14 protein-coding genes are annotated in these 15,406 nt (G+C 54.8%); 4 read left to right on the top strand and 10 right to left on the bottom strand.

All coding sequences use genetic code 11. The annotated features are described in order from the left end of the window. Positions 1-13: 13 nt before the first annotated feature. From creD to creA, 4 genes are read right to left on the bottom strand one after another with little or no spacing between them, the layout of a single operon-like run. The gene (creD, locus tag C5523_RS23460; protein WP_108702066.1) at positions 14-1,393 is read right to left on the bottom strand and encodes a cell envelope integrity protein CreD; all 1,380 of its coding nucleotides are present in this window, start codon (positions 1,391-1,393) and stop codon (positions 14-16) included. Positions 1,394-1,449: 56 nt separating this feature from the next. Next, positions 1,450-2,874: a two-component system sensor histidine kinase CreC gene (gene creC / locus C5523_RS23465; protein WP_108702067.1), complete on the bottom strand. Its 1,425-nt coding sequence runs from the start codon at positions 2,872-2,874 to the stop codon at positions 1,450-1,452. Then, positions 2,874-3,563, bottom strand: a complete 690-nt coding sequence (gene creB, locus C5523_RS23470) for a two-component system response regulator CreB (RefSeq protein ID WP_108702068.1) — start codon at positions 3,561-3,563, stop codon at positions 2,874-2,876. Before creB ends, creC begins: the two co-directional genes overlap by 1 nt. A 12-nt stretch (positions 3,564-3,575) precedes the next feature. Further along, complete coding sequence (gene creA, locus C5523_RS23475; RefSeq protein WP_039078267.1) at positions 3,576-4,046, bottom strand: protein CreA; 471 nt, start codon at positions 4,044-4,046, stop codon at positions 3,576-3,578. 211 nt (positions 4,047-4,257) lie between these two features. On the opposite strand from creA, the gene robA reads away from it, so the two are divergent. Continuing rightward, positions 4,258-5,127 carry an MDR efflux pump AcrAB transcriptional activator RobA gene (robA, locus tag C5523_RS23480; protein ID WP_039078266.1) on the top strand — a complete coding sequence of 290 codons (870 nt, stop codon included), beginning with the start codon at positions 4,258-4,260 and terminating at the stop codon, positions 5,125-5,127. Here robA and gpmB read toward each other — a convergent pair. After that, positions 5,124-5,771, bottom strand: coding sequence for a 2,3-diphosphoglycerate-dependent phosphoglycerate mutase GpmB (gpmB, locus tag C5523_RS23485; protein ID WP_039078265.1), 648 nt, complete (start codon positions 5,769-5,771; stop codon positions 5,124-5,126). The genes robA and gpmB overlap by 4 nt on opposite strands. Before the next feature lie 102 nt (positions 5,772-5,873). Here gpmB and yjjX point away from each other — a divergent pair, with 102 nt between their 5' ends. Further along, a complete protein-coding gene (gene yjjX, locus C5523_RS23490) occupies positions 5,874-6,389 on the top strand; it encodes an inosine/xanthosine triphosphatase (protein WP_039078264.1) in 516 nt (171 codons plus the stop codon). Here yjjX and trpR read toward each other — a convergent pair. Both trpR and sltY read right to left on the bottom strand, forming a co-directional pair. Beyond that, positions 6,380-6,709, bottom strand: coding sequence for a trp operon repressor (gene trpR, locus C5523_RS23495; protein ID WP_039078263.1), 330 nt, complete (start codon positions 6,707-6,709; stop codon positions 6,380-6,382). The two genes, yjjX and trpR, sit on opposite strands and share 10 nt — an antisense overlap. A 63-nt stretch (positions 6,710-6,772) precedes the next feature. After that, a complete protein-coding gene (sltY, locus tag C5523_RS23500; RefSeq protein WP_039078262.1) occupies positions 6,773-8,713 on the bottom strand; it encodes a murein transglycosylase in 1,941 nt (646 codons plus the stop codon). Positions 8,714-9,013: 300 nt separating this feature from the next. Here sltY and ettA point away from each other — a divergent pair, with 300 nt between their 5' ends. Further along, complete coding sequence (gene ettA / locus C5523_RS23505; protein WP_039078261.1) at positions 9,014-10,681, top strand: energy-dependent translational throttle protein EttA; 1,668 nt, start codon at positions 9,014-9,016, stop codon at positions 10,679-10,681. Positions 10,682-10,838: 157 nt separating this feature from the next. Here the strand turns inward: ettA and nadR are convergent, their stop codons facing one another. The 3 genes from nadR to serB all read right to left on the bottom strand — a co-directional run bounded on the left by nadR (position 10,839) and on the right by serB (position 14,572). Continuing rightward, entirely contained in the window at positions 10,839-12,065 is a 1,227-nt protein-coding gene (gene nadR / locus C5523_RS23510; RefSeq protein WP_039078467.1) for a multifunctional transcriptional regulator/nicotinamide-nucleotide adenylyltransferase/ribosylnicotinamide kinase NadR, read from the bottom strand. Between the two features lie 142 nt (positions 12,066-12,207). Next, a complete protein-coding gene (radA, locus tag C5523_RS23515) occupies positions 12,208-13,590 on the bottom strand; it encodes a DNA repair protein RadA (RefSeq protein ID WP_039078260.1) in 1,383 nt (460 codons plus the stop codon). Positions 13,591-13,600: 10 nt separating this feature from the next. Beyond that, positions 13,601-14,572: a phosphoserine phosphatase gene (serB, locus tag C5523_RS23520; RefSeq protein WP_071193593.1), complete on the bottom strand. Its 972-nt coding sequence runs from the start codon at positions 14,570-14,572 to the stop codon at positions 13,601-13,603. A gap of 105 nt (positions 14,573-14,677) precedes the next feature. Between serB and C5523_RS23525 the strand changes: the two genes are divergently transcribed. Beyond that, positions 14,678-15,322 (top strand): YtjB family periplasmic protein, encoded by a 645-nt coding sequence (locus C5523_RS23525; protein ID WP_071193592.1) that lies wholly within the window; start codon positions 14,678-14,680, stop codon positions 15,320-15,322. The last annotated feature ends 84 nt before the right edge of the window (positions 15,323-15,406 follow it).

Genomic DNA, 15,406 nt, shown 5'->3' on the forward strand with positions numbered 1-15,406 from the left:
GGCGCCGCTTTTTTTATTTCCATATCCGTAGTTCTTCATCGACAGGAACCTGGCTTTCTACGGGCTTTTTCACCGCCCGTGAAAGGGAGTACCAGTCGAAGCGCCGTGTCAGTATCATCACGGTACTCAGTGCCGCAAACAGTACGCCTGTTCCCAGTAACAACGCGCTGTCTTCGGAATTCAACAAACTCCACATTACGCCATAGAGCACCAATAGCGCACCGCTAAACGGCAGGCTGGCACGCCAGCTTTTCATCACGCCTTGCAAATAGATACCGTTGATCGTCGCCCCCAGTCCACTGGCAATAATCCACGCCCAGGTAAAGCCGACATGCTCTGACAACGCCAGCAGGACCAGATAGAACATCACCAGCGATAACCCCACCAGCAGATACTCCATGGGGTGCATTTGCCGCCCGGTAAGACTTTCAAAGACGAAAAACGCGGCAAAAATGAGGGCAATAAGCAAAATCGCATATTTTACCGCTCTGTCCGTCAGTTGGTACTGATCCGCTGGCGTGGCGATATTGACGCTGAATGCGGGCAGGCGCCACTCATTGTCACTGCTCAGACTCAGGACATCACGGATTTTGCTATCCAGGTTATTGGCAAACCACGTACTTTGCCAGCGCGCCTGGTAACCCGCAGGGGTAACTTCGCGTTTCGCAGGTAGAAAGTCACCGGTGAAGCCGGGGTGAGGCCAGTCCCCCATCAGCGCCATTTCGCTGTTTCTGCCAAGTGGGACCACGGAAAATGCGCCGGTACCATTGAGACTAAATGAAGCGTTTAGTTTGATATTTTTTTGCGTAATACCCGGCGCAGTCAGTGGAACATGGATACCCTGTAAGTCGCTCATCAGCCCCGATCCCGGCTCTACGCTGAGCGATTCACCGTTCACCTTCATCGCCCGTATTTGCCCAATCCCTCGGGCATCACTCAGGGCAAACACGACAAACGGCTCGCCCAGTTCCCTGGTATCACTCGCCTCCAGCCCGGCTCGTTTTGGGTCAAATTCTGCGTTTATACTGATATCCCCATGCCAGACTTGCCCTTCGTAGATACCCACCTGGCGGTTTTCGACTTGCTGTTTCCCCTCGACCATGAGCGACTCAGGTAGCCAGAAACGGATATAGCTTTTTGTACGGCGAACCTCCTTGGGCGGTTCATCTCCCGTCGACTCCAGCGAAGTCACAACGTCCGTCACCGGAATCGCAATCAGCGGACCAATCAACTTTTGCGGCCCGGCGCTACTTTGCCGCAGCGTATCGGCGACCTCATTACGGTAGTCGCCTCTCTCTTTGATTAAATTGCCAACCATTATCAGTGGGATCAGCAACAGACAAATGCACCCTGCCAGGGTGGTAATTTTCCAGAATAACGGTGATTTCAACATAGCCCCTCCTTTGTGTTGCGCGCAGAGTAACGGGGCTATAAGAGGAGAATTTGAAGTTATGTGAAGTGACGGTGAAGTGTCAGTCGCGCCTCTGCGCCACCCTGCGGCAGGTTACATACCTGAATAGTTCCCTGGTGCAAACGCGCAACCTCCTGCACCAGGGCCAGCCCAAGGCCACTGCTCTTTTGTCCATTCTCTCGGGGCAATGAGTAAAACCGTTCAAAGATCCGCTCAAGGGCGTAATCCGGAATACCCGGCCCGTTATCGCATACGGTGAAGACGACATGTTCAGCGTGTTCGTGAGCGCGCAGCGAAATATGCCCGTCGCGAGGGGTAAAATCGATCGCATTGTCGAGCAGATTGCCCAATGCCTGGCTAAGCAGCCCGGCATCCGCTTCGACGACAAGCTGCCCCGCATCGCATTCCAGGGTCAGATTTTTGGCGGACAGCACCACGCTGCGTTCATCCTCAAGCTGTCGGAACAGAGCGTCAACAAGGATGGATGTTGTCACTACTTCCTGGCGATTTTCGAGCTTCGCCTGCTGTAGCAGCTTCTCAACCAGCATCTGCATCCGCGCATTTTGCGCCAGGATATTGTTAGTAAAACGGGTGGCGATATCCGGTGGCGGGTTCTCATGGAGAATTTCTGCCGCGCCGCGTATGGCCGCCAGCGGGCTTTTAAGTTCATGGGTAAGCGCGTAGACATACTGCTCAATATAATTTTTTCCTTCGAGCTTAAGGCGCATACTCTCCAGCGCCTGCGCCAGCTTACGCAGCTCGCTACTTCCCAGGTCAGGAAGAGGTAAAGGATTTTTTTCGCTCACGGCATCCGCATAGCGTGTCAGCTTGCCGATGGAACGGTTAATCCACAGCGTCACTCCAAACCCAATCACCAGAGCAATCCCCAGTAAGGCCGCGCTGGCCCAGAGCATGCGCCGCTCACTGCGTTTGATGACCGGGGCAATCGCACTATTAGGTTTGCCCACGCTCAAAACGCCGATAATGCGCCCCTGGTCAGTGACGGGAGCCGCCACATACATCACCGTACTTTCCGGATCGTTAGGATCGGAAGGTGTACTGCGCGCGCCATATTTACCGCGCAGCGTCAGCCAGACATCGTTCCAGCGGGAATAATCCTGACCTACGGCCTGGCCCGCAGAATCAAAAACAACCTTACCCAGCGCATCCGTCATATAGACATGGTATTCGTTACGTACTTTGCGAATGCCGCTGATATTGGCGTTAATGTTGCTTTGGTTGAGCGAAGTGAACGCCTCTGCCAGCTTGCCATTTTGCGCCTGTCCGGAGAGCAAATCATCGTGCGCTACCTCGGCCAGCAGCGTGGCGGTATCAATGAGCGTGCCTTCGGTTGCCCGCCTGACGCCCGGTTTGATCTCCTGGACAAAAATCGACAACACAAACCAGGCGGCAACCGCCACAAGGAGAAAATAGCCCAGCAACAATCGCATCCCGATACGCATTAGCGGATGCCCAGGCTGTAACCCATACCGCGATGAGTATTAATCGGTGACAATTCGCTATTCACCGCACGCAATTTGGCGCGCAGCGTTTTGATATGGGTATCGACAGTGCGATCGAAGCTCTCTTCGGCATCGTTCCAGACGAGATCCATGAGTTGCTGGCGTGAGAAAACCCTGCCCGGTGCATGCAGCAGAGTTTTTAACAGCAGAAATTCATAGCGTGTAAGGGGGAGAATATCGCCACACCAGCGAACGATAGCCGCCTCTTCGTCCAGTTCGAATTGCCCGACACGAAGAAGAGAAGATTGCACCGTGGCTTTCTGGAAGCGGCGCAGCACGGTACGTACTCGGGCACAAACTTCCCTTGGCGAAAACGGTTTGGCGATATAATCATCAGCCCCCATTTCCAGCCCCAGCAATTTGTCGATCTCGTCGCTACGCGCGGTCAGAAACAGCACTGGCAGCCCCGGCGCCCTGGCCAGCAAACGGCGGCACAGCTCAAAACCACTGATGTCCGGCAGCCCAACATCCAGGATCGCCAGGTCCGGCAACTGCCGCGCCGCCGCGTCAAGAACAGGCAGTCCCCGCTCAAATGACGTGACGGCGAACCCATCCTGCTGCAGCATATAAATCAGCGTCTCGGCAATGCTTGCCTCATCTTCAACCAGCCAGATTCGCGGTTGTGGCATCTCCATTCCTTTTTATTTACTCCACGGCATAATCGGCACCGCACTCAGTGCGTTTTTCGGGGAACCTTCCACCACTTTATCGGAATAGGTCAGATAAACCAAAGAGTTACGTTTGCTGTCATAAAAGCGGACCACCTGAAGTTTCTTAAACACCAGCGAAGTACGTTTCTGGAAGACCACATCGCCCTGGGCTTTCCCATTTTTAATCTTATCACTGAGTTCGATTGGCCCTACCTGCTGGCAGGAAATCGCCGCATCGGATGTATCCTCCGCCAGCCCCAGCCCCCCTTTAATGCCGCCTGTTTTTGCCCGGCTAATGTAACAGGTCACATTTTGCACATCAGGATCGTCAAAGGCTTCCACCACAATTTTGTGATCCGGGCCGAACATTTTAAACACAGTGTCCACTGAGCCAATCTGTTCCGCCTGCGCAGAACCCCACAGCAACGCTAATGAGGAAAGTATTAAACGCGTGTATTTCATATTGTTACCATTTTTGAATATAACGTTGAGCGACTATTCTCGGGTTTAAGAGGAAAAGGTTTATAGATCACCAATTTACAAAAATTATCATGAAAATCAGACACAATGAGCACTAATGCACAAAAAAAACACTGAATGCTAAAACGCCAAACAGTGGTATTATCCATCCCCTGGTATCAGGCGTAAGCCGTTTTAAGGATGAGGATATTTTATGGATCAGGCTGGGATTATTCGTGATCTACTTACCTGGCTGGAAAGCCACCTGGATCAGCCATTGTCGTTAGATAATGTGGCGGCAAAAGCGGGTTATTCCAAGTGGCATCTGCAAAGGATGTTCAAAGACGTGACGGGCCATGCGATTGGCGCTTATATTCGCGCGCGCCGCCTGTCGAAGTCTGCTGTTGCTTTGCGTCTGACCTCGCGTCCCATTCTGGATATCGCCCTGCAGTACCGCTTTGACTCTCAGCAAACCTTTACCCGCGCGTTTAAAAAGCAGTTTAATCTGACGCCCGCGCTGTATCGCCGTTCACCTGACTGGAGCGCCTTCGGCATTCGTCCGCCGCTGCGTTTAGGTGAGTTTGCCATGCCGAGACATGAATTTATCACCCTTCCGGATATGCAGCTCATCGGTACAACGCAGAGCTATACCTGCTCGCTGGAAGAAATTTCCGATTTCCGCAACCAGATGCGTATCCAGTTCTGGCGTGACTTTTTAGGCAATTCGCCCACCATTCCGGCTGAGATGTATGGCCTGCATGAACCGCGACCAAGCCTTGAGAAAGATGACGAGCAAGAGGTGTTTTACACCACCGCTTTAACACCAGAGATGGCGAACGGCTACATGCATAATGCCCAGCCAGTGAAGCTCGAAGGTGGTGAGTATGTCATGTTCTTCTACGAAGGGCCGGGCACGGGCGTGCAGGAGTTTATCCTGACCGTCTACGGTACCTGCATGCCGATGCTGAATCTGACACGCCGTAAAGGTCAGGATATTGAGCGTTTCTACCCGCAAGAAGATGCGCGGGCGCAAGAGCCACCGCTTTATATCCGCTGCGAGTATCTGATTCCCGTCCGCCGTTAACGCTGCAGTTCATCCAGCGCAGGGGCGTCCAGATGTGAGACGTCTCCTGCTGTTTCCACTACCCATCCCGACGCCAGCCATGCGCTATCCTGATAATCGATACGGGAAATAGAGCAGTTACGCAAACGCAGGCGGCGCTCAGCATAAGCCGGAAGACCCAGAATGGTGCTGACCAGACAGCCCAGGGCCATGCCGTGGCTGACGATCATCGGGCGGCTACCCTGCGGTAACTCCAGCGTGGTCGCAAGGGCAGCATGCATACGATCGGCAAGCTCCTGCATCGACTCGCCGCCGGGAATGCGCCCCCCTGCGGTGCCATTTACCAGTTGGCGACGCCAGCCTTCTTCTTCTTCGGTCAGGGTTTCAAGATTGCGCTGTTCGAGCACCCCCATATCGAGTTCACGCAGGCGCGAGTCGAGGGTGATATCGCAGCCACATAGCTCTGCAATGATTTCAGCCGTGCGACGTGTACGTCCGAGATCGCTGGCAATAATATGGGTGATGCCCAGCGCTTTCGCGCGTTCAGCCACCTGCCATGCCTGCTGCTCGCCTTTTTCGGTTAACGGACTGTCTGAATGGCCTTGAATACGACGCTCGGCGTTCCACTGCGTTTCACCGTGGCGGACAAGGTATACCTGTAACATGCTTTTATATCCATTATACTGCGATGAAGTTTATTATATGAGGAAGGCCTTACCCGTCATGCAGACAGAACTGGTCTCATTACGGGCAGCCAGCTATTGATTATGCACCATGTTGTCGCTGCTACCACAAACCCCGCCAAAATTCGGGCTATTCTGCACGCTTTTAATGAGATTTTCGGTGAAAACGCCAGCCGCATCGACGCAATTGCTGTTGAAAGCGGTGTACCGGAACAGCCTATGGGCAGTAAAGAGACGCTTGAAGGCGCACGTAACCGTGTCGAAAATGCCCGCCACGCCTGTCCAAATGCGGACTTTTGGGTAGCTATCGAAGCCGGAATTGATGAAGGCAGCACGTTTAGCTGGGTCGTCATCGAAAGTCGCGACCAGCGCGGCGAAGCCCGCTCTGCCACCCTGCCCTTGCCTGAGGTGATTCTGCAAAAGATCCGTGCCGGGCAAGCGCTTGGTCCGGCGATGTCGGCATATACCGGTATTGATGAAATTGGGCGCAAAGACGGCGCAATTGGCGTGTTTACCGCCGGAAAATTGACGCGCGCCAGCGTCTATCATCAGGCCGTGATACTGGCATTAAGCCCCTTTCACAATGCGGTCTATCGCTGATCGTTAAGCAGCGTCTGCTCCAGCCATAAACGCAGGTCGGCTGGCGCCGCTTTCAGGCTGTTGGATCCCCGGGTGATCGTGGCAATACCCGCCCCGAGTTCACTTTTGAGTTCTCGTTGACTCATCTCTCCGCGCAACAACTCTTCGATAATACGTACGCGGGTACCCAGCGCTTCACGTTCATCGGGGGTGAGCATCAGGTTAAGTAACGGAAGATGTAGATCCTGTTCGTAAGACTGCCTGACGAGTTCAACAAAGCGAAGCCATTCCTGGTGACGCTGTTCGGCCATGGCCGCTGAATAAGGTGATTGCTGGGTCATAATATGCCGCCGTTATGCTATGTACTCGCTTGAGAGTACACAGCATAACACAAACCACAGAAATCAGTAACGACGCTGCCACTCCGCGTCCGTCAGCACTGGCCCTTTGTTGCCATTGATAAAGAAACGGTAATACGCGTCATAGGCCAGCACGTTTTTCACATAACTACGGGTTTCGGAAAAGGGGATGCTCTCAATAAAGGCCACCGCGTCAATGCGTCCACCGCTGTTGTTCAGCCAGGTGCGCACCCTGCCCGGACCGGCGTTGTACGCCGCGGATGAGAAGATGCGGTTGTTACCAAACTGCTGATAGACATATTGCAGATAGCTGGTACCGATGTTGATATTCACTTCCGGTTCCAGCAATTGAGCCGCGTTACTGTAGCCTGGAATGTTAAACATCTTCACCGTATGCGTTGCCGTGCCCGGCATGATCTGCATTAACCCACTTGCCCCGACCGGGGAACGCGCTTTCGGGTTCCAGGCGCTCTCCTGACGAGAGATCGCCATTGCATAGCTTTGCGGAATATCTTTCCCGCTCGTATAGCGGGCATACAAGTCGCTGTAGGCCAGCGGGAATCGCTCTTCAAGTTGATCCCACAACTTACCGGCAATAGTCGCCTGTACGCTCAGGTCCCACCAGTGCTGGTTAAAGGCATAGCGCGCCAGTTGCGCCTGCTCCTGCACACTGCGGCTGGTGATCAAATTGGCCCACTCGCTACGGGCAGTGTTGTCCTGATTCCAGTACATAAGCTCGCGCACACGGGACATTTCAGGCCCGTTTGCCAGCGCTGGATCGATGTTGCCCGGCGCTTTATCGATTTTCATGGTGTACTCTTCACCCAGCCGCTGGGCCGCCGCCATCGGGTAGAATCCACGTTGTTGCATGAGCGCATGCAGGATCTCTTTCGCCTCGGCATCACGCCCACGTTCCAGCAGCAGGTCGGCCTGCCAGTAGCGCCACTCATCCTTCTCTTTTGCTTCCATCGGTAAGCGCGCAAGCCAGGTATTCAGCCCACGGCGGTCGCCGTTGCCGATAGCCATCCGCACCCGTCGTTCAACGATCGAAATGGACTGCGAACGCATGATGGCGTCATCGCGCCAGCGCGCCTGTTCGCTGGTCACGTCATTGCCCATCAAACGCCAGGCGACAATGTCACGCAGCGCTTGCGTCTGATCTTCATTCAGTTGTTGCGCCTGCACCAGCGACGGGATCATCAGCCGGGCGTTTTCCACATCATCACGCGCGACGCTTTCGAACGCTTCAGCCGCCATCTGGCGGGTAAAATCGGTCGCCCCCGTGGTACGGGCGAAAGTCATGACACTGCCAGGATTATTGGCAAGCGTAATGATGGCGGAAGAGATGGTCTGATAATCCGGGGGCATCTGGCCCGCCAGCAGAATAACCAGCCGGGTATTGCCCGCTTTCATAGCGAGGCGGATACGTTCCAGAAACGCCAGCGGGTCTTGCGTACCGGACGCACGCCATGCGCCAAACAGCCGGTCACAGGCGTTTGGCTGGCTGTTTCCTGTCAGCCACAGCTCCTTCGCCCCCTGCCAGGCCTCGTCTGCCTGCCCGGTGTTCCATTTCGCAAAGTAGTAGTTACATTGCGCTTCCGTTGTCGTGGGTTTTTCCGGGCTGAATGCCAGCAGACCACGCCAGTCTTCCCGGCGTGCCAGCTCGTTGATAAAACGTGTTTTCAGCGTGCGGGCCGGCGGCAATGTGGGGTTTGCCTGAATAAAATTGGTTACCGTTACGGCGGGTTGGTTCATCAGATCATCGGTTATCTGCCGGTACTGCAGATAAGGGTATAGCGGATAGTTTTGCAGCCCTGGCATCAGTTGCGATACCACATCCATCTGCTTGTTATCCCATGCCTGTTTGATCTGAGCATAGCGATTACGTTGTTCATCCAGTGAGTCCGCTCGCGCCACATTGCTGAGGGACAGCAAACAAATACTGGCCGCCAGAAAACGCCAGGCGGCATGTTTAGCTCTCTGCACAGCTTATTCCCCTTATAAAAACGATACCTACAGCGTCATGCCGCATAATGCCTTAATGCTAACCGCGCCCGCCGTAACGCGCCACGTAATGCACACTTTTTTACCTTTCTTGTGTCATTTAACACTACGGGTGCTGCTGGCTGGGATTGAGCACGGAAAACGGCTACACTTCGCCTTTGAAAACTATCACCATTCATTAGCCCTGAATAATTCAGGTTGCAAGGCGGCGGCAAAGGAAAGAATCCTGGCCCGGCATCAGCAACCTGACGGATGAAGGGATAAAAAGAGGCGAAGTCCAACGTGGCTCAATTCGTTTATACCATGCATCGTGTCGGCAAAGTGGTTCCGCCGAAACGTCATATTCTGAAAAATATCTCGCTGAGTTTCTTCCCTGGCGCAAAAATCGGTGTACTGGGCCTTAACGGTGCCGGTAAATCTACCCTGCTGCGCATCATGGCTGGCATTGACACCGATATTGAAGGTGAAGCCCGCCCACAGCCTGGTCTGAAAATCGGCTACCTGCCGCAGGAACCGCAGCTAAACCCGGAACAGACCGTGCGTGAATCCGTTGAAGAAGCGGTTTCCGAGGTGGTGAACGCGCTGAAAGGTCTGGACGAAGTGTATGCGAAATATGCTGAACCGGACGCTGACTTCGATAAACTCGCGGCACAACAAGGCAAGTTTGAAGAGATTATCCAGGCGCACGACGGCCATAACCTGAACGTGCAACTTGAGCGCGCCGCTGACGCACTGCGCCTGCCGGACTGGGACGCGAAAATCGCTAACCTCTCCGGTGGTGAGCGCCGCCGCGTTGCGCTGTGCCGTCTGCTGCTTGAAAAACCAGACATGTTGCTGCTCGACGAACCGACTAACCACCTGGACGCCGAGTCTGTCGCCTGGCTGGAACGCTTCCTGCACGACTTCGAAGGTACCGTGGTGGCAATCACCCACGACCGTTACTTCCTCGATAACGTTGCCGGTTGGATCCTCGAACTGGACCGCGGCGAAGGTATTCCGTGGGAAGGCAACTACTCCTCCTGGCTGGAGCAGAAAGATCAGCGTCTGGCGCAGGAAGCCTCTCAGGAAGCGGCGCGTCGTAAATCCATCGAGAAAGAACTTGAGTGGGTTCGTCAGGGCGCGAAAGGCCGTCAGTCTAAGGGCAAAGCCCGTCTGGCGCGCTTTGAAGAGCTTAACAACGTCGAATATCAGAAACGTAACGAGACCAACGAACTGTTTATTCCGCCAGGCGCACGTCTGGGGGATAAAGTGGTGGAAGTCAGCAACCTGCGTAAGTCCTACGGCGACCGCGTGCTGATTGACGACCTGAGTTTCTCCGTACCGAAAGGCGCTATCGTCGGGATTATCGGCCCGAACGGCGCGGGTAAATCGACCCTGTTCCGTATGATGTCCGGTCAGGAACAGCCTGACGCCGGTTCAATCACCCTGGGTGAAACCGTCAAGCTGGCCTCCGTCGATCAGTTCCGCGACGCCATGGATAACAGTAAAACCGTATGGGAAGAAGTTTCCGGCGGGCTGGATATCATGAAGATCGGTAATACCGAGATGCCGAGCCGCGCCTACGTGGGCCGCTTTAACTTTAAAGGCGTTGACCAGGGCAAGCGCGTTGGCGAGCTGTCCGGCGGTGAGCGTGGTCGTCTGCACCTGGCGAAACTGTTGCAGGTTGGCGGTAACGTACTGCTCCTCGATGAACCGACCAACGACCTGGATATCGAAACCCTGCGCGCGCTGGAAAACGCCCTGCTGGAGTTCCCGGGCTGCGCGATGGTTATCTCGCACGACCGTTGGTTCCTTGACCGTATCGCGACCCACATTCTGGATTATCAGGATGAAGGTAAGGTGGAGTTCTTCGAAGGTAACTTTACCGAGTACGAAGAGTATAAGAAACGCACCCTTGGCGCCGATGCGCTGGAGCCGAAGCGTATCAAGTACAAACGTATTTCAAAATAAACCGCAAAAAGGCAGCGTAAGCTGCCTTTTTTAATGTTTGCTACCTCTCCACGTGGGTGAGGGCATCAGACCGCACAAGGTCAAAGCAAGTAGCCCGGCTAAGTGAAACGCCAGCCGGGGCATGTCCGGATGACGGCGTAAACGCCTTACCCGGCTGCTAATCCCCCATCAACTCTTTTACCAGTTCCACGCAGTGCAGAAACCGGGAGTCATAATCAGGTTCTTCCACATGCCGCCAGGTAATATTGTTCTCTTTGAGCATATCCACCAGCATCTGCTGGAACTCGCTGCGATCCACTGAACTGCCCAGGCTTCTCAACCCGTCGGCAACCCATGGCGTATTATTTTCCAGCAGAATCACCAGGTCGAAACGGTATTCATCGATCATCGCCTGCACAAAAGGGTGCTCACGCCCTTCATACTTCACGCAAAATGCCTGCGTAGTGACAAAGTCCGTGTCGATAAAAGCCACTTTATTGGCATATTTCACAGCAAAATCAATATACTGCGCCTGCCCCAATGCTATCTTGTCATAGTCGGAATACTGCAGCGCCATCTCATCGCCGCCAAGATGGGAGAAGACATAATCCCGCCCGTACTCCCACGCACTGGTGGTATTGAAGATATTCGCGAGCTTATTGACCAGCGTCGATTTCCCGCTGGATTCCCCTCCCAGTATCGCCACGGTGCGCACGAAAAACGGCTTCACTTCGGTCGGAATATAATCCCAGTAGCGGAACGGATTCTCACGAATGAGCGCGCCGCTGATATTCATAAAAGTGCGTTTGGGATCGATAAGCACCGTTTCAATACCCAGATGCTCAAGGTACTGGGGAGCGTCCGCCTCTTCCGAACTGTAGATCCAGTTAGGCTGAATGCCCTTTTCATCCATAAAGGCTTTAATGCCTTTACTCCAGACATCCCAGCCATGCGGGTAAGGCTCCATTCCCTCTTCATTAAACGCATGAATACGAATGTTTTTCTGATATTTGAAGGTCTGCAGCAGCCAACGCAGGCGGTCGCTGATGGTCGGCTGCTGGGACATCGCACTGTCTTCAAACAGTTCGCGGTCGCGCTTCTCGTCATACCCCATCACAATATGCAGCTCATCCACCTGGCTACAGGCACGCTGAATCAGGTAGATATGCCCGGTATGCAGCGGGTAAAACTTACCAAACACCACGCCAACGCTTTTTTGCCGACGCGGAAATTCCAATCCGAGGAAACGGTGCAGCGCCTCGAGTTTTTGCGCGCTGGGACTTTTGATTTTGGCATTCAGGAGTTGGCTCAAATAGCCTTTGGTCATGCCGCTGGCGTCGGCCACCTGCTGCAACGTGCAGCCTTTTTGACGGATTGCGGTCTTGAGATAGTCGAATGACGACACGAGTGCCTCCTGCTGGCTGAACCTGCCTGGCAGCATCAACGTGCCAGGCCTATTATGCAAAATTCCCTATGCATTTCGGGGCAGGAGGCGGGGAATAAACGCAGCCATCACACCTGCCGCCAGAAAGACGACGGGAATGTAATTATAAGTCGTCAAAGACGCTTAGTGCATCTGCGAGTTTTTTAACACCGAAGACCTGCATCCCTTCTGGTGGTTTTTTCGGCACATTCGCGGCAGGTACAATGGCGCGTCGGAAGCCGTGTTTCGCCGCTTCGGAAATACGCTCTTGCCCGCTGGGCACCGGGCGGATCTCACCCGCCAGCCCCACCTCGCCAAAGACCACCAGGTCCTGAGGCAGAGGCCGGTCGCGCAGGCTCGACACCATAGCCAGTAACAACGCCAGGTCCGCGCTGGTTTCCGTCACTTTTACGCCGCCGACAACGTTGACGAACACATCCTGGTCGGCCATCTGCAGGCCGCCGTGGCGATGCAGCACCGCCAGCAGAATGGCAAGGCGGTTCTGCTCAAGCCCGACAGCAACACGCCGGGGATTGGACATCATCGAGTGATCCACCAGCGCCTGAATCTCTACCAGTAGCGGACGCGTGCCTTCCCAGACCACCATCACCGAACTGCCGGAAGTCACTTCATCGCCACGGCTAAGGAAGATGGCGGACGGGTTACTCACTTCCCGTAGCCCTTGTTCGGTCATCGCAAAGACGCCCAACTCGTTGACCGCGCCAAAGCGGTTCTTATGGCTGCGCAGCGTACGGAAACGAGAGTCCGCATCACCATCCAGTAACACAGAGCAGTCAATACAGTGCTCAAGGACTTTCGGCCCCGCCAGCGAGCCATCTTTGGTCACGTGCCCGACCATGACAATCGCCACCCCGCGCGTTTTCGCGAAGCGCGTAAGATAAGCCGCCGTTTCACGCACCTGCGCCACGCTACCGGGAGAAGACTGGATATCTGCCATGTGCATGACCTGGATGGAGTCAATAACCATCAGCTTCGGCTGCTCTTCATCGGCAATCTGGCAGATTTGCTCAATGCTGGTTTCCGACAACATATTCAGATTGGCAGTCGGCAGGCCAAGACGGTGCGCGCGCATCGCCACCTGCTGCAACGACTCTTCCCCGGTGACGTACAGCGTTTTCATCTGTTCCGCGAGTCTGCACAGGGTTTGTAGCAGAAGCGTCGATTTACCTGCGCCGGGGTTACCGCCAATCAGGATAGCGCTTCCCGGCACCACGCCGCCGCCCAACACGCGGTCGAACTCTTTAAAACCGGTCGAAAAACGCGGCAAGGCTTCCAGGCTGATATCGGAAAGTTTCTGTACTTTCGACGCGCCCGCATTGCCAGCATACCCGCTTAAGCGCTCATTACGCGCCACGACAGGCGAGGCGGCCACTCGCACTTCGGTAATCGTGTTCCAGGCATGGCAGGCGCTACATTGCCCCTGCCAGCGGGGATAATCGGCACCACATTCATTACAGACAAATGCGCGTTTTGGAGCTTTCGCCACAGAGACCTCGTTATTTCTTCGCCAGACTGGCTGAGAGAATGCAGAACACCCCCATCAAATCAGCGTGACGGATGGTGACTTCGGCTTTTTCATTTACTTTCGGTTTCGCGTGAAAGGCGATACCTAACCCGGCGGCTTTAATCATCGGCAGATCATTAGCACCGTCGCCAATGGCGATCGTTTGAGTCGCCGGAATCTCATGTTCCTGCGCCAGACGCTTGAGGGTATTGGCTTTGTACTGCGCGTCCACAATGTCGCCCAGCACGTTGCCGGTGAACTTACCGTCAACCACTTCCAGATGGTTGGCTACCGCCGCTGTCAGGCGCAGCATTTCGCGCAGGTGATCGGCAAAGAAGGTGAAGCCGCCAGACGCAATCGCCACTTTCCAGCCCAGCGCTTCCAGTTTTAACACCAGTTGCGTAAGGCCTGGCATCAGGGGCAGACTGTCACGGACCTGATGCAGGATGTTTGCGTCAGCCCCTTTGAGCGTTGCCACACGTTGACGCAGGCTGGCCGTGAAGTCCAGCTCACCGCGCATGGCGCGTTCCGTCACTTCCGATACCATTTCGCCCGTACCGGCCAGTTTAGCGATTTCATCAATGCACTCAATTTGAATCGCAGTTGAGTCCATATCCATCACCATCAGGCCCGGATGACGCAGAGACGGAATTTTACCGAGCGGCGCAACGTCCAGCCCTTCATCATGTGCCAGGCGGGTAGCACGCGGGGTGAGTGAACCGGCAAGGCGGATAACCTGATAATCTTCCACACACCAGGCGGCCACGATCACCATTGCCGCGCCCAGTTTACGTTGCCAGGCGGTCAAACGTTCTTTATTCAGGGCGCGTCCATACAGAAGCCAGCCGCTACGACCCGCGTGATAATCCAGGGGCATGACCTCATCGCCACTTAAAGAGAGCGGCAACCCAGGCCACTGAGAAACGTCGTTGGGCAGGTCGCACCAGGTCAAATTATTCGGCATTACAGCTCCTGTAGGGGTATGTGCTGAGGTAAAAATAACGCATGAGGCTACCTTGTAACCAGCGCTTCTGGCAACATTAAGCCGCAAATTTTCAACAGGTGGAATATGGCTCGCGCAAAACTCAAATTCCGGCTTCATCGTGCCGTGATCGTGCTCTTCTGTCTGGCGCTGCTGGTCGCCCTTATGCAGGGCGCATCCTGGTTCAGTCAGAATCACCAGCGTCAGCGCAACCCGCAGCTTGAAGAGCTGGCCCGCACGCTGGCGAAACAGGTCACGCTAAACCTTGCGCCACTGATGCGCGCGGAGACGCCTGACGATAAGCGTATCAGCGTTGTGCTGCGGCAATTGACCGAGGAGAGCCGAATTCTCGATGCGGGCGTCTATGACGAACGCGGCGATCTGATTGCCCGGTCTGGCGAAAGCATTGATGTGCGCGACAGGCTGGCGCTGGACGGCAAAAAAGCCGGGGGCTATTTCAACCAGCAGATCGTCGAGCCGATTCAGGGCAAAAGCAGTCCGCTGGGCTACCTGCGTTTAACGCTGGATACCCATACGCTGGCGACGGACGCCAAACAGGTCGACAACACCACCAATATTTTACGCCTGATGCTGCTACTTTCACTGGCGATAGGCGTCGTGCTGACCCGTACGCTGTTGCAGGGGAAGCGTACCCGCTGGCAACAGTCTCCCTTCCTGCTTACCGCCAGCAAGCCGGTGCCGGAAGAGGAAGAGAACGAAAAGAAAGTGTAATCTACCTGCACCCTACGGATTTCACGTTGCAGCCCGCGCGGTAGCAACGTGAAAAACGGCGCTTTTTCAGGAAAGGAAATCTGC

It is taken from the genome of Phytobacter sp. SCO41 (genome assembly GCF_003073275.1).
In the GTDB taxonomy this organism is placed as follows: Bacteria; Pseudomonadota; Gammaproteobacteria; order Enterobacterales; family Enterobacteriaceae; genus Phytobacter; species Phytobacter diazotrophicus.

Bases quoted from the DNA above. Each gene is read 5' to 3' on its own strand.
- creD (WP_108702066.1), bottom strand. From the start codon at position 1,393: ATGTTGAAATCACCGTTATTCTGGAAAATTACCACCCTGGCAGGGTGC.
- creC (WP_108702067.1), bottom strand. From the start codon at position 2,874: ATGCGTATCGGGATGCGATTGTTGCTGGGCTATTTTCTCCTTGTGGCG.
- creB (WP_108702068.1), bottom strand. From the start codon at position 3,563: ATGCCACAACCGCGAATCTGGCTGGTTGAAGATGAGGCAAGCATTGCC.
- creA (WP_039078267.1), bottom strand. From the start codon at position 4,046: ATGAAATACACGCGTTTAATACTTTCCTCATTAGCGTTGCTGTGGGGT.
- robA (WP_039078266.1), top strand. From the start codon at position 4,258: ATGGATCAGGCTGGGATTATTCGTGATCTACTTACCTGGCTGGAAAGC.
- gpmB (WP_039078265.1), bottom strand. From the start codon at position 5,771: ATGTTACAGGTATACCTTGTCCGCCACGGTGAAACGCAGTGGAACGCC.
- yjjX (WP_039078264.1), top strand. From the start codon at position 5,874: ATGCACCATGTTGTCGCTGCTACCACAAACCCCGCCAAAATTCGGGCT.
- trpR (WP_039078263.1), bottom strand. From the start codon at position 6,709: ATGACCCAGCAATCACCTTATTCAGCGGCCATGGCCGAACAGCGTCAC.
- serB (WP_071193593.1), bottom strand. From the start codon at position 14,572: ATGCCGAATAATTTGACCTGGTGCGACCTGCCCAACGACGTTTCTCAG.
- C5523_RS23525 (WP_071193592.1), top strand. From the start codon at position 14,678: ATGGCTCGCGCAAAACTCAAATTCCGGCTTCATCGTGCCGTGATCGTG.